Consider the following 14,147-nt stretch of genomic DNA (forward strand, 5'->3'; position numbering starts at 1 on the left):
ATTCGCGCCGGATTTGATGCAGGCGCGTCAGGCTCGCTGTCCGGAGTAGAAATGAATCCAACGAAGACAAATACCCCCTCTGGTTCGCAGACGTCGTTCATCAACGCGGCGAACCTGTCGATCACGGTCAACGGCATTCCCTTCGCCTACCGCGATACCGGTCCCACAACCGGTGTGCCTCTCGTACTGTTCAACCATTGGGGCGCGGTGCTGGACAACTTCGATCCCGCGATCATCGATGGCCTGGCACAAACCAGGCGCGTCATTACCACCGACTATCGTGGTATTGGCGGCTCAGGTGGAACCGCACCACTGACGGTCGGCGAAATGGCTGACGATGCCATCCAACTGATGCATGCGCTGGGGTTCGACACCGTTGATATGCTCGGTTTTTCGCTCGGCGGTTTCGTTGCTCAAGACATCGCCCTGAAAGCGCCAGAATTGGTGCGCCGCTTGATTCTGACCGGCACCGGGCCAGCCGGCGGCACTGGTATCGACAAGGTCGGTTCGGTCACGTGGCCATTGATGCTCAAAGGCTTACTGACCTTGCGCGATCCCAAGTTCTACCTGTTCTTTACTTCGACGCCCAACGGCCGTCGATCCGCCTCGCAGTATTTGCAACGCTTGAAAGCGCGGAAAAAAAATCGCGACAAAGGCCCGACGCCCTACGCTTTCCTGCGGCAGTTGAAAGCCATCACCGCGTGGGGCAATCAGGCACCGCAAGACCTCGAGCGCTTGCGGACGCCGACGCTGATCGTCAACGGCGACAACGACATCATGGTGCCCAGTGAAAACTCGCTGGCACTGGCCAACCGCGTCCCGAACGCACAGTTGGTTATTTATGAAGATGCCGGGCACGGCGGAATTTTCCAGAACTACGCTGACTTCGTGGCCAAGGCACTGGCGTTCCTCGATGCCTGACAACGCCGCACATCAACGCCGAATACGTACCGCCCTCCCTCCCTCCAACCGACAAGAGCCGCACCATGATGAAGGCATTTCTAATTGATCGCTATGGCAAGAACACTGGGCGCATTGGAGAAGTGCCCGTCCCTGAAGTGGGCGCCCACGACGTATTGATTGAGGTACACGCCAGCAGCGTCAACGTTCTGGATTCGAAGATCAGGAAAGGCGAATTCAAACTGATCCTGCCCTATGCATTTCCGCTGGTGCTGGGCAATGACCTGGCGGGCGTAGTGGTTCAAATTGGAGCACAGGTGACGGGGTTCAAGCCGGGAGACGAGGTCTACGCTCGCCCGCCTGAAGCGCGGATCGGAACGTTCGCCGAATTGATCGCAGTGGACGAAAACGCGGTCGCACGCAAACCCGCCAATACCACCATGGCACAAGCCGCGTCCCTCCCCTTGGTTGCACTGACCGCCTGGCAAGTGCTGGTCGAAACCGCCCAACTGAAAAAGGGCCAGAAAATACTGATCCACGCCGGCTCCGGCGGCGTCGGCACTCTCGCCATCCAGCTCGCCAAACACCTCGGCGCCTTTGTCGCGACCACCACCAGCACCGCGAATGTCGAATGGGTGAAGGCACTCGGGGCCGATGCAGTGATCTATTACACACAGCAGAACTTCGAAAGTGTCTTGCACGACTATGACGTGGTGTTGAACAGCCTTGGCGCCGATGTACTGGAGAAGTCACTCAAAGTCCTCAAGCCCGGCGGCCAACTCATTTCCATCTCAGGTCCACCCACTGCACAGTTCGCGCAGGAGCAAGGACTGTCCTGGCCATTGAAGCAAGTCATGCGCCTGCTGAGCCTTGGCATTCGTCGCAAAGCGCGCAAGCAGGATGTCAGCTATGCATTCGTGTTCATGCGGGCCAATGGTGCTCAACTGCAACAAATCACCGCGCTCGTTGAGGACGGCATCATCAAACCTGTGGTTGATCGCGCCTTCACCTTTGAATCAACGGCAGAGGCGTTGAAGTACGTCGAGCAGGGACGAGCCAAGGGCAAGGTCGTTGTTACGCTCAGATGACGACGCCACATATCGATGAGCTAACCGATTGGTCTGTACTGGCGCTTAAGGACTTCAATGAGCAACGCAGTACGGATACGCGCAAACTTCCCTCCAGGCGGATCTGCGACCGCTTTGCTCTGCTGGCGAGCCTCACTCAGTAGGCGCTCGTTATCTCTGTTTGCTCGTCGCCCTCCTGCGCAGTACTTAAATAAGTGCCTGATTCCGACACCCCTTGCCGGCAGACGACAGACGCTCCGAACTTGTTTTCTTAGTCTCCCCTGGACCGACGTTCAACGCTTCACGTCGGCTTAACCAGTCTTGCCACTGCACATCCCGCCATAGGCTCTAGCCGAGCGCACCAGGGATGGGTTCAAGGAGAATAAGAATAATGAATCCGGCTTTCACTTCATCAATCAATAACCTGCTCGATACCGTCACCGCGGGACAACAGCGCGTGCCAGGCGTAGTTGCAGCAATAACCGGGCGAGATGGTTTGCTCTACGAGGGTGCTTCAGGACAACGAACGCTCGGTCAAACTGATGCAATGACGACCGACAGTGTTTTCGCCATGTTTTCCACGACTAAAGCGATCACCGCCACGGCGGTGCTTCAGTTGGTCGAGGACGGCCGACTGGATCTCGATGCGCCTGCCAGGGACTATGTGCCGATGATCGGCGAACTTAAGGTGCTTGACGGATTTGATACCGACGGCACCCCGCGGCTTCGCGCGCCCAAAAAACACATCACCACGCGGATGCTTCTGCTTCATACAGCAGGCCTGGGTTATGAATTCTTTAACGAAAACTACAACAGGCTAGTCCAGGAAGGACGCCAACCCAGCATCATCAGTGGATCGTTGGCGGCACTTATGACGCCCTTGCTGTTTGAGCCTGGTGAACAGTGGGAATACGGTTCCAACATGGATTGGGCCGGTCTGGTGGTCGAGGCCATTACCGGCAAACGTCTGGGTGAAGTCATGCGACAGCGTATTTTTGAGCCGCTGGGCATGACCGATACCGCCTTTAGCATGAGCGCATCGATGATCCAGCGACGGGCTGGAATGCATCAGCGTGAAGAAGATGGATCGCTGACCGCGGTCGAGGGCTCCCTCCTTCCAGAGGAACCAGAAGTGCACATGGGAGGCCATGGCCTGTTCTCGACAGTGAAGGATTATTGCCTGTTCATCCGGGCCTGGCTAAACGATGGACAGGGTGATCACGGACGAATTCTGAAGCCTGAGACGATTCGTTTCGCTGAAAAAAACGGGCTCGACAACCTGAAAATAAAAGCCCTTCCCTGCGTGATTCCGAGTATCTCCCACACTGCGGAATTCTTCCCTGGCATGCCAAAGTCATGGGCGTTGAGTTTCATGATCAACGAACAAGACGCACCCACCGGTCGTCCTGCGGGCTCTTTGGCGTGGGCTGGATTGGCCAATCTTTTCTATTGGATCGATCGCAAGAATGGCATCGGTGGTTTTTGGGCCACTCAGATATTGCCATTCATAGACCCTGTTTCGACCAATGGATATCTGGATTTCGAAACGGCGGCCTACCGCAATCTGACCACCTGAACCCGTACCTGATTCGATTCGCATGAGAGCCCCCCAAGGGCTCCAGGCGATGGCGCAAGAAAACTATCCCCTTCTCCGAAAACAACAAAAACAAAACAGGTGACTCATGGAGATCTCCCCACGTACCCCTGCGCGCGCTCGATCCACAAAATGCGCATTTGGCACTTCAACAATCAGTGCCGGCATCCTGCTGGCGACTCTGGCGGGCAACGCCGGAGCCGTCGATGTGGACGCCGGCGAATACGCCGCTGCGCTTCCAGCCGGCAGCAATATCGGCTTGCTTTACCTCCAGCATGCCGAACGGCGGTCACTTTACGGTAATGGTCACAAGGTTGCGATAAAAGCGGGACTCGACTCGGATATCGGCATATTGCGCGTCGCGAATTACCAGCAGCTGGGTGACTACACGATCAATACGCAGTTCCTGTTGCCATTCGGGCGCCTGGAAGGAACACGCGATAACGACTCGTTGGGACAAACCAATGGCGTGGGCGACTTGGTCCTGGCGTCCACTCTGTGGCTCGTGAATGATCCGGCGAAGAACCGATATTGGGGCATTGCGCCCTACCTGTTCGTGCCGACCGGTAACTATGACCGAAACGATGCACTCAACCTTGGCGAAAATCGTTGGAAGATGACGTTGCAGACAGGCTATGTGACCGGCCTCACTGAAAAGTTGTCTCTGGACCTCACCGCCGATGTAACCCTGTTTGGCAAAAATGATGACCTCACGAGTCAAGGCCTGACGTTGCGACAGAAGCCTCTATGGCAAGCCCAGTCCTACCTGAGATACGCCGTGACACCCAAGCTGTCGGTGCATGTCGGCGCGTCTCAACTCTGGGGTGGTGAGACGCGCGTTGACGGTCAGGATCTGAACGATGAACCCAACACCAGCAAGTACCGTGTCGGGGGATCGTACTGGTTGACCCCTACGTTCCAGACCCTGCTCAATTACGGCCAGGACGTATCGGTCGACAACGGCTTCAAGGAAAAGCAGCGGGTTAACCTACGGCTGTTGTGGGTGTTCTGACCCACAGCAAGTGGTTGGTTTCCTGGGCACCGAGAGCGTCTTGGACGTCACTCTCGGTGCCCTTTTCTGCCTCGCATCGCTAACGCAGTCGGCGCAAGGTTTGGGAGGGTAATTCACTGAAACGCTTGCGATAGATTCCCGCAAATTCACCCAGGTTTAGATAACCCCACCGAAAGGCGATGGTGGAAACAGTTGTCCCCGACTCCGGACCCGTTGCCAATAAATCGCGGCGCACACCCTGCAACCGCTGCTCGCGCAAGAACGCACCGGGCGTCATGCCGCGAAAACGCGAGAAGGCTCCACTCAATGCCCGCACACTGGTCCCGACGGCACTGGCAACCTCTGCCATCGTCGGCAGGCTCGCTGCGTTGGCACTCATAAACTCTTCAGCGGCCCTGACATAACGCGGTGCAATCCGGTTCATTGGACTATTGAAATCAAGCCCTGCTTGCTCGGCGCGGCCAGCCCACTCTCGCAATAAATGAACGCAAAGACTTTGCTCCAGGTGAGCCCCCATACGTCCTTCAGCCATGTGCTCGGAAGCCTCGGAAACACAACGAACCGTGTACTCCAGCAGGCTTAGCCAGCTAGAACCGACTCCGCCGATAATGCATTTATGTCTCCAGAACCGATCATCGGGCACGAACCCAAACCATTGCTGCGCCATCCGTTCCAGAACTGCATGAGGAATAGTCAGATTCAGTTGCAGGTGATCCGGGTCGAGGTCAATCCGGTAATCGACACGACTGCAATTGGCAATGAAGGATTGACCTACTGCCGTATCCTCAGTGACCGAACGTTGAGCCCAGTGCCGGGCATTGCCGCGAATGGTCGTCAGCAGTAATGCATTCCCCGACTCGGGCGAAAATTCATCGACGCTCACGGCGACTCCATAGGCAAAACGAGTCAGCGTCAACTCGCCAATCCTGGACGAATGCATGGTTGCGTGCGGCTTGATGGCATGCCCGATGGGGGCCACACGATAGGGCATGTAAACGCGATCCGACCAGTCGCTGATTTCATCCCAATCGGTTGAAAAAATTTTGTGCTGCTGACGTATCGGTTTGCCGCTGACATCGGTTAACAACGCATGGTCGAGACGCATGGAGACACCTGTTTTTATTATTTTAGGGTGAACCGCTGATCAGAGTAGCAACCTCAGGGCGATGGCAAGTAGGCCATCGCTTGCGACTCGCCCATCAGCAGCGGGCGATTGAGATCCGCACAGGCGCGCAAATAGTCGGCTACCAAGGTGATCCGCTTGAGCTTGCGCAGGTCCTCGCTGTAGTACATCCAGAACTGTCGAGTGACCTCCACCTGATCCGGTAGCACTTCGCACAGGCGCGGGTCGGGACCGGCGAGGAAGCAGGGCAGGATGGCCAGCGCGCGCCCTTCCAACGCCGCATGGTACTGGGAAACTACGCTGGTGCTGCGCAGGCGGCTGTGCGCGCCGGGCAGCAGGTCGTTCAGGTAGAGCAACTTGAAGCTGAAGGCCAGATCCTCGACATAGGTCACGAATGGGTGACCGGCCAGGTCCTCGCGACTGGCAATCGGCGAATGATTGGCCAGGTACTCCGGTGTCGCATACAGACGCAGACGGTAGTCGCACAGCCGCGAGCACACGTACGGACCGCGCTCAGGCCGCTCCAGAGTGATGGCGATGTCTGCCTCACGCCGTGACAGGTTGACGAAGTGCGGGACCGGCAGGATGTCCACGGAGATATGCGGATAGTGGATGATGAAATGGCTCATCTGCGTGGTGACGAAACAGGAGCCGAAAGCTTCGGTACAGCCAATACGCAGGTGCCCGGCGAGCCCCCCGGTGGTTCCGGAAACCTGCTCGCAGGCTGCCAGCAGCGTACTTTCCAGAGTTTCGGCGTGACTGACCAGGCGCTGCCCCTCGATGGTCATGACGAAGCCCGACGCTCGGGACTTCTCGAAAAGCAGCGCACCAAGGCTTTGCTCAAGAGCGCGGATGCGCCGCGACACCGTGGTGTAGTCCACCCCCAAACGGCGCGCCGCGCCACTCGCGGTGCGTGCCCGGGCGACCTCGAGAAAGAAACGCATATCGTCCCAATTCACGTGACTTTGCGTTGTGCTTTTTTGCATATTCATCAGGCTTTTCTGCCAATACATATTGGAAATTAGCCAACATATACTCGCATTCAGCCTGGTTTGACCAGCATCGTTTCTCAACCGGAAAGGCCCCGATTTCAACCAGGGCTAACGGCATGAATGCAGGGTAAAAAACACTGCTTTCAAGCCGAAAACAGGCGGCTGCGCGACCGCGCAATCACTGCCACCATCGCGCCCGCCGAGGGCTAATACGGCGGGTTTCTTTTCGGCGCCACACCTGCCATTTCAACCCTCGCCTCCGGAAGATCGCCAGGGCAGATACGACTCCAGCAGCATTCAGGTGACGCTCCGCTTCGGGACGTCGCCCGGGTACCCGTACGCCTCTCAAAAGGCGACATACAACAACAATTAAAAGCGGAGCCTCATCATGACGACTGACCATCCGAACCACGCCCAGACCTGCGCCCAGGTCAGGGCCAATCCCAAGTTCCAGCGACTCACCCGCCAGCGCGCACTGCTGGCCTGGTCACTGAGCGCCGCGGTCCTCGCTGTCTATTACAGCTTCATCATGGTAGTGGCCTTCGCACCTGCCTGGCTGCACCTGCCGCTGTACGACGGCAGTCATCTCAGCCTCGGCATGCCAATCGGCGTGGCAATTATCCTGCTGTCCTGGCTGCTTACCGCCTGGTACGTGAACACCGCCAACACACGTTTCGACGCGCTCAGCGCGCAGATCCTCCAGGAGACCCGCGCATGAAACGCCTACTCGCCCTTCTCGCCCTCAGTCCCCTGCTGGCCAACGCCGCACCCATCACCGCAGAGAAGCAACCGCTCAATGTGCATGCCATCGGCATGTTCTTCATCTTCGTCCTCGCCACTTTGCTGATCACTTGGTGGGCGTCCCGTCGCACGCGCTCCGCTGCTGACTTCTACAGTGCCGGCGGCGGTATCACGGGCTTTCAGAATGGCCTGGCGATCGCCGGTGACTACATGTCGGCGGCCACTTTGCTGGGCCTCTCGAGCCTGGTGTTCGCCAAGGGCTATGACGGCTTCATCTATATCATTGGCTTCTTCGTCGGCTGGCCCATCGTCACCTTCCTGATGGCCGAGCGCCTGCGCAACCTGGGCCGCTATACATTCGCCGACATCGTCTCCTTCCGCCTGGATCAAACTCGCGTGCGCAGCTTTGCCGCCCTTGGTTCGCTGACGGTGGTGTGTTGCTACCTGGTGGTGCAGATGGTCGGTGCTGGCCAGTTGATCAAGCTGCTGTTCGGCCTCGACTATCGCACGGCGGTGGTGGTGGTCGGCCTGCTGATGCTGGTCTACGTGATCTTCGGCGGCATGCTCGCCACCACATGGGTGCAGATCACCAAGGCGGTCCTGCTGCTGGCGGGCGGCACGACCCTGATGCTGATGGCCCTGAGCCGTTTCGGCTTCAGCTTCGAGACGCTGGCTGCCCAAGCCGTGGCGGTGCATGCCAGCGGCGTGCAGATTATGGGCCCGGGCACCTTGCTGGCCGACCCGATCAACGCGGTGTCCCTGTCCCTCGGACTGGTCTTCGGCATCGCCGGCCTGCCGCACATTCTGATGCGCTTCTTCACCGTGCCCAACGCCAAGGAGGCGCGCAAATCGGTGCTATTCGCCACGGTGTTCATCGGCTTCTTCTTTCTGGTGGTCTGCATCCTGGGCTACACCGCCATCGTCATCGTCGGCACAGACCCGCAGTACTATGTCGACGGCAAGCTCGGCGGCACCATGATCGGCGGCGGCAACATGGTTGCCATGCATCTGGCTAAAGCGGTGGGCGGCAACCTGTTTCTAGGATTCCTCTCCGCCGTGGCCTTCGCCACCATTCTTGCAGTGGTGGCCGGCCTGGCCCTGGCCGGCGCCTCGGCCATCTCTCACGACCTTTATGCATCGGTACTGAAGAAGGGCCAGGCCGACGAGAAGCAGGAAATGCGTGTGTCGCGCATCGCCACTGTCGGTCTCGGTATCGTCGCGATTTCCCTCGGCATTCTGTTCGAGGGCCAGAACATCGCCTTCCTGGTCGGCCTGACGTTTGGCATAGCGGCCTCGGCGAATTTCCCGGTATTGATCATGGCCATGTACTGGGGTGGCCTGACCACCCGTGGCGCCCTCTATGGCGGTATGACTGGCCTGATCAGCGCCCTGGCCCTGGTCATCGGCTCTCCGTCGGTATGGGTCGGCGTATTGGGCCATGCCCAGGCAATCTTCCCCTACGACCAGCCGGCGCTGTTCTCCATGCCTTTGGCCTTCCTGGTCATCGTGGTGGCGTCCAAACTGGACCGTAGCGAGCGTGCCGACCGCGAGCGCGCTGCCTATGCCGATCAGTTCGTCCGCGCCCAGACTGGCCTGGGCGCTGCTATGGCCAGCAGTCACTAACGCTGCAGCTTCCCGGGGTCTATGCCCCGAGCGCGAGTTCGCCCCTTAGCGTCGCGCTTTTTTACTCCCGTCCTGCGCCGCCCGGCGCAGGGCACCTCCAACGAGTCTTCCCTCCACCGGCCCCGGCCAGTGCGGGAAAGGCTTGCTTATAACAACAAGAGGCATGCAATGAAACCCACCCTTTTTACCCTGCTCCTGGCAAGCAGCAGCGTTGCCACCCAGGTCCACGCGGACTTCCTCGCAGACAGCAAAGCCAGCCTGGAACTGCGCAACTTTTACTTCAACCGAGATTATCGTCAGACCAACGCCGCCCAATCCAAACAAGAGGAATGGGCCCAGGGGTTCCTGCTGCGCTACGAATCGGGATACACCGACGGGTTGATCGGTGTCGGCTTCGATGCCATCGGCCTGCTCGGCGTCAAGCTCGATTCCAGCCCTGATCGCGCAGGTTCCGGCCTGCTTAAACGCCACCGTGACACGAGCAAAGGGGCGCAGGACGAGTACGGCGAACTGGGCCTGACCGCCAAAGTGCGTGCCTCGAAAAGCACGCTGAAACTGGGCACGCTGCTGCCGAAACTGCCGACGGTACTGGCCAACGATTCACGGCTGTTGCCACAAACCTTCAAGGGCGGTCAGTTGACGTCGCTGGAACTCGAAGGCCTGACCGTGGATGCCGGGCGACTGACGCAAGTCAATCAGCGCGACTCCTCGGACTACGAGGACATGGGCATCACCCGCACCGGCGCCAAAGGCATCACCACGCGTCATCTCGACAGCGACAGCTTCGATTTCGCCAGCCTGAACTACAAATGGACCAGCAACCTCGCCACCGGCTACAGCTACGGCCACCTCGACAACTTCTACAGTCAGCACCTGGTCAACCTGACCTACGTCTTGCCAGTCACCACCGGCCAGTCGCTGAAGACGGATCTGCGCTTCGCCCGCTCCACGGACGATGGCGGCAGCAATGTCGATAACAACGCCATCGGCGCGATGTTCACCTACAACCTCGGCGGGCATGCGTTGGGCCTGGGTTATCAAGGCATGAGCGGCGACACCGGCTACGCCTACGTCAACGGCACCGATGCCTTCCTGGTGAACTTCGTGCAGATCGGCGACTTCGCCAGCAAGGACGAACAGTCCTGGCAGGCGCGCTACGACTACAACTTTGCGGCCATCGGCATTCCGGGCCTTACCTTCATGACCCGCTACCTCACCGGTGACAACATCGATCTGGGCGGCAACCGCCCGGAAGGCAAGGAATGGGAACGTGATACCGACATTGGTTATGTCGTGCAAAGCGGGCCGCTGAAGAATGTCGGCGTGAAGTGGCGCAATGCGACGGTGCGCTCGACCCACTTCGGCAGCGACCTGGATGAAAACCGGTTGATCGTCAGTTATACCCTGGCGCTCTGGTAAATCCCCCCGCGAGACGGGGGCCGCTCGCATCGCCTGAGAGTGCGAGTGGCCCTCCATCCAACGCGCCACCTCTATGATTTTTTTGCACAACGCACCGGTTTTTATGAGCATTTTTAATTGATTTTTGCATGCATATACTGGGCTCAAGCGCCTGGTCATGAACCGCGCCAGACCCAACAAAAACAAACAAGGGCATACACCGTGAAGACATCCATGCTTGCCGCCGTCTCCCCGCTCTCAGGTACCTGCATGCGTCTAGTACGCATTGCTGCCCGCAGCGAAGCCCCCCTCGCCGCCTGACCATCCCGTACCTGTACCCGCGCCGATCGTCACCACGATCGATGGAGACTCCAATGAACAGCAACTGCCAACCGTTCCTCGCCGCTCGAGACTTCCTGCTGGCCCACCGTACCGACTACGCCACTGCCGTGCGTGACTTCCGCTGGCCGCAACTGAACGAGTTCAACTGGGCACTGGATTACTTCGATGCCATGGCCGAGGACAATCACGCCAACGCCTTGTGGATCGTCGAAGAAGACGGCAGCGAACAGCGCTACAGCTTCCAGCAACTGGCCTCGCGCTCTAACCAGGTGGCCAACCACTTGCGTGCCCTCGGCGTGCGCCGCGGCGAGCGCATCCTGCTAATGCTCGGCAATGATGTCGCCTTGTGGGAAACCATGCTGGCCGCCTTCAAAATCGGCGCCGTGGTCATTCCCGCCACCGCCCTGCTGACCCCCGATGACCTGGGCGACCGCATCGAGCGCGGCCAGGTTCGTCACCTGGTGGTCGGCAGCGCCCATGTCGACAAGTTCGTCGGCCTGGGAGAAGGCTGCAGCCGCATCTGCGTCGGCCCGGCCCCCGCCGGCTGGACCCCGCACAGTGCCGCCAGCGAGTATTCCGAGCAGTTCGACGTCGAGGACCGCACGCTAGCCACCGACCCGATGCTGCTGTACTTCACCTCTGGCACTACCTCCAAGCCAAAGATGGTGCTGCACAGTCACCAGAGCTACCCGGTCGGCCACCTGTCAACCATGTACTGGATCGGCCTGCAGCCGGGTGACCTGCACTTGAACATCTCGTCACCGGGCTGGGCCAAACATGCGTGGAGCTGCCTCTTCGCACCATGGAACGCCGGCGCCTGCATCTTCATCCACAATGTCGCGCGCTTCAGCGCCACGGCTCTGCTCGGCGCGCTGGAGCGCTACGGCGTCACCAGCCTGTGCGCCCCGCCCACCGTGTGGCGCATGCTGATTCAGGAGGATCTGGCCAGTTACAAGGAGCGCCTGAACCTTCGCGAACTGGTGGGTGCCGGTGAGCCACTGAACCCGGAGATCATCGAGCAGATCCTGCATGCCTGGGACTTGCCACTGCGCGACGGCTTCGGCCAGTCGGAAACCACCGCCCTGGTCGGCAACACACCCGGCCAACTGCTCAAACCCGGCTCCATGGGCCGTCCGTTGCCGGGCTACCGAGTGACCATGCTTGACCCCGATGGCATACCCGGCAATGAGGGTGAAGTAGCGCTGCCGCTGGATGTACGACCACTCGGTCTGATGTTGTGCTACGAGGACAGCCCGGAAAAAACCGCAGAAGTAATGCGCGACGGTTACTACCGCACCGGCGATACCGCACAGATCGATGAAGAGGGCTACATCACCTTCGTCGGCCGTGCCGACGATGTGTTCAAAGCCTCCGACTACCGCATCAGTCCCTTCGAGCTGGAAAGCGCACTGATCGAGCACCCGGCGGTGATGGAAGTGGCCGTGGTGCCAAGCCCGGACCCGCTACGCCTGGCCGTGCCCAAGGCGTTCCTGATCCTGGCCCATGACGAACCCGGCAGTGCTGAACTGGCCGGCAACATCCTCGCCTTCGCTCGCGAGCACCTGGCGCCCTACAAGCGGGTGCGGCGTATCGAATTCGTCAGCGAACTGCCCAAGACCATCTCAGGGAAGATTCGTCGGGTGGAATTGCGGCAAATGGAAGTGCAGCGCCGCCAGAGCGATGCACGCGGCGCGCAAGAGTACTTCGAAGAAGACTTCCCTCACCTCAAGGGCTGAACCCGGGCCGGTACGCCGGCCCTCCTGAATTCAAACGCGACCGCTCGGCCAATCAGGCCGAGGGGCCTCACTCGACTCAAAGAAAGTAGACAGGACCCGAAAATGACCTCCTCCAGCATTCCTAGCGTCAAGCTTCTCATCAACGGCGAATTCGTCGAATCGCGCAGCACCCAATGGCGCGACGTGATCAACCCGGCTACCCAGGAAGTCCTGGCCCGCGTGCCCTTCGCCACCGCCGAGGAAATGGACGCCGCCGTGGCCAGCGCCAAGGAAGCCTTCAAGACCTGGCGCAAGACTCCGATCGGCGCCCGCTCCCGGATCTTCTTCAAATACCAGCAACTGATCCGCGAGAACATCAAGGAACTGGCCGCTCTGCTCACCGCTGAACAGGGCAAAACCCTGCCGGATGCCGAAGGTGATGTGTTCCGCGGCCTGGAGGTGGTCGAGCACGCCGCCTCCATCGGCAATCTGCAGATGGGTGAGTTGGCCAACAACGTGGCCAATGGCGTCGACACCTACACCTTGATGCAGCCGCTGGGCGTGTGTGCCGGCATCACCCCGTTCAACTTCCCGGCGATGATCCCGCTGTGGATGTTCCCGATGGCCATCGCCACCGGCAACACCTTCATCCTCAAGCCGTCCGAGCAAGACCCGCTGGTGACCATGCGCCTGGTCGAACTGGCGCTGGAGGCCGGTGTACCCAAGGGTGTGCTTAACGTCATCCACGGTGGCGTCGACGCGGTGAACCTGATCTGTGACCACCCGGACATCAAAGCCGTGTCCTTCGTTGGTTCGACCAAGGTCGGCACCCACGTCTATAACCGCGCGACCCAGAATGGCAAGCGTGCACAGTGCATGATGGGCGCGAAGAACCACGCCATCGTCCTGCCCGATGCCAACAAACAGCAGACGTTGAACAACCTGCTGGGCGCCTCCTTCGGCGCCGCCGGTCAGCGCTGCATGGCCCTGCCGGTGGTCATTCTGGTGGGTGAAGCGCAGACCTGGTTGCCGGACCTGATCGAGCGGACCAAAACCCTCAAGATCAATGGCGGCACCGAACCTGGCACCGACATCGGCCCGGTGATCTCCTGCGCGGCTCTGGATCGCGTCAACAGCCTGATCGCCAGCGGCATCGAAGAAGGCGCCAAGCTCGAATTGGATGGGCGCAACCCGAGTGTGCCTGGCTACCAGGACGGCAACTTCGTCGGCCCGACCATCTTCTCCGGCGTCACGGCACAAATGTCCGTGTACCGCGAAGAAATCTTCGGCCCGGTGCTGTGCGTCATGCATGCCGCCAACCTGAGCGAGGCGATCGAGATCATCAACGCCAACCCGAATGGCAACGGTACCGCCCTGTTCACCCGCTCCGGCGCTGCGGCCCGTCACTTCCAGGAAGAAATCGACGTCGGCCAGGTAGGCATCAACGTGCCGATCCCGGTACCGGTCCCGCTGTTCTCGTTCTCCGGTTCGCGCGCCTCCAAACTCGGTGACCTGGGCCCCTACGGCAAACAAGTGGTGACCTTCTACACCCAGACCAAGACGGTCACCCAGCGCTGGTTCGACGAAGACGACACCAGCGGTGCGGTCAACACCACCATCACCCTGAAATGACCTTTGCT

At 59.7% G+C, this 14,147-nt stretch carries 11 protein-coding genes; 9 read left to right on the forward strand and 2 right to left on the reverse strand.

Going from position 1 to position 14,147, the window contains the following annotated elements; translation table 11 throughout:
* Positions 1–51 precede the first annotated feature (51 nt).
* The 4 genes from AC3WP4_RS00465 (at position 52) to AC3WP4_RS00480 (ending at position 4,573) form a co-directional block, all read left to right on the forward strand.
* Positions 52–921, forward strand: a complete 870-nt coding sequence (locus tag AC3WP4_RS00465) for an alpha/beta fold hydrolase (RefSeq protein ID WP_102615878.1) — start codon at positions 52–54, stop codon at positions 919–921.
* Between the two features lie 68 nt (positions 922–989).
* A complete protein-coding gene (locus AC3WP4_RS00470) occupies positions 990–1,988 on the forward strand; it encodes an NADP-dependent oxidoreductase (RefSeq protein ID WP_102615884.1) in 999 nt (332 codons plus the stop codon).
* A 370-nt stretch (positions 1,989–2,358) separates the two neighbouring features.
* The gene (gene acmB, locus AC3WP4_RS00475) at positions 2,359–3,543 is read left to right on the forward strand and encodes a methyl acetate hydrolase AcmB (RefSeq protein WP_102615879.1); all 1,185 of its coding nucleotides are present in this window, start codon (positions 2,359–2,361) and stop codon (positions 3,541–3,543) included.
* Between the two features lie 106 nt (positions 3,544–3,649).
* The gene (locus AC3WP4_RS00480; RefSeq protein WP_102615880.1) at positions 3,650–4,573 is read left to right on the forward strand and encodes a transporter; all 924 of its coding nucleotides are present in this window, start codon (positions 3,650–3,652) and stop codon (positions 4,571–4,573) included.
* A gap of 79 nt (positions 4,574–4,652) precedes the next feature.
* Here AC3WP4_RS00480 and AC3WP4_RS00485 read toward each other — a convergent pair whose 3' ends face one another.
* Positions 4,653–5,678 (reverse strand): AraC family transcriptional regulator, encoded by a 1,026-nt coding sequence (locus AC3WP4_RS00485; protein ID WP_102615881.1) that lies wholly within the window; start codon positions 5,676–5,678, stop codon positions 4,653–4,655.
* A 53-nt stretch (positions 5,679–5,731) separates the two neighbouring features.
* Positions 5,732–6,682: a LysR family transcriptional regulator gene (locus AC3WP4_RS00490; protein WP_207250588.1), complete on the reverse strand. Its 951-nt coding sequence runs from the start codon at positions 6,680–6,682 to the stop codon at positions 5,732–5,734.
* A gap of 394 nt (positions 6,683–7,076) precedes the next feature.
* On the opposite strand from AC3WP4_RS00490, the gene AC3WP4_RS00495 reads away from it, so the two are divergent.
* From AC3WP4_RS00495 to AC3WP4_RS00515, 5 genes are all read left to right on the forward strand, one after another.
* On the forward strand, positions 7,077–7,406 hold the full coding sequence (locus AC3WP4_RS00495) for a DUF485 domain-containing protein (RefSeq protein ID WP_074877444.1): 330 nt from the start codon (positions 7,077–7,079) through the stop codon (positions 7,404–7,406).
* Positions 7,403–9,052: a cation acetate symporter gene (locus AC3WP4_RS00500; protein WP_076030821.1), complete on the forward strand. Its 1,650-nt coding sequence runs from the start codon at positions 7,403–7,405 to the stop codon at positions 9,050–9,052. Before AC3WP4_RS00495 ends, AC3WP4_RS00500 begins: the two co-directional genes overlap by 4 nt.
* A gap of 168 nt (positions 9,053–9,220) precedes the next feature.
* A complete protein-coding gene (locus tag AC3WP4_RS00505) occupies positions 9,221–10,471 on the forward strand; it encodes an OprD family porin (RefSeq protein ID WP_207250586.1) in 1,251 nt (416 codons plus the stop codon).
* Positions 10,472–10,824: 353 nt separating this feature from the next.
* Positions 10,825–12,528 (forward strand): AMP-binding protein, encoded by a 1,704-nt coding sequence (locus tag AC3WP4_RS00510; protein ID WP_102616558.1) that lies wholly within the window; start codon positions 10,825–10,827, stop codon positions 12,526–12,528.
* A 102-nt stretch (positions 12,529–12,630) separates the two neighbouring features.
* Positions 12,631–14,139 carry a CoA-acylating methylmalonate-semialdehyde dehydrogenase gene (locus AC3WP4_RS00515; RefSeq protein WP_102616559.1) on the forward strand — a complete coding sequence of 503 codons (1,509 nt, stop codon included), beginning with the start codon at positions 12,631–12,633 and terminating at the stop codon, positions 14,137–14,139.
* Positions 14,140–14,147 lie beyond the last annotated feature (8 nt).

It is taken from the genome of Pseudomonas sp. FW305-20, assembly GCF_058788075.1.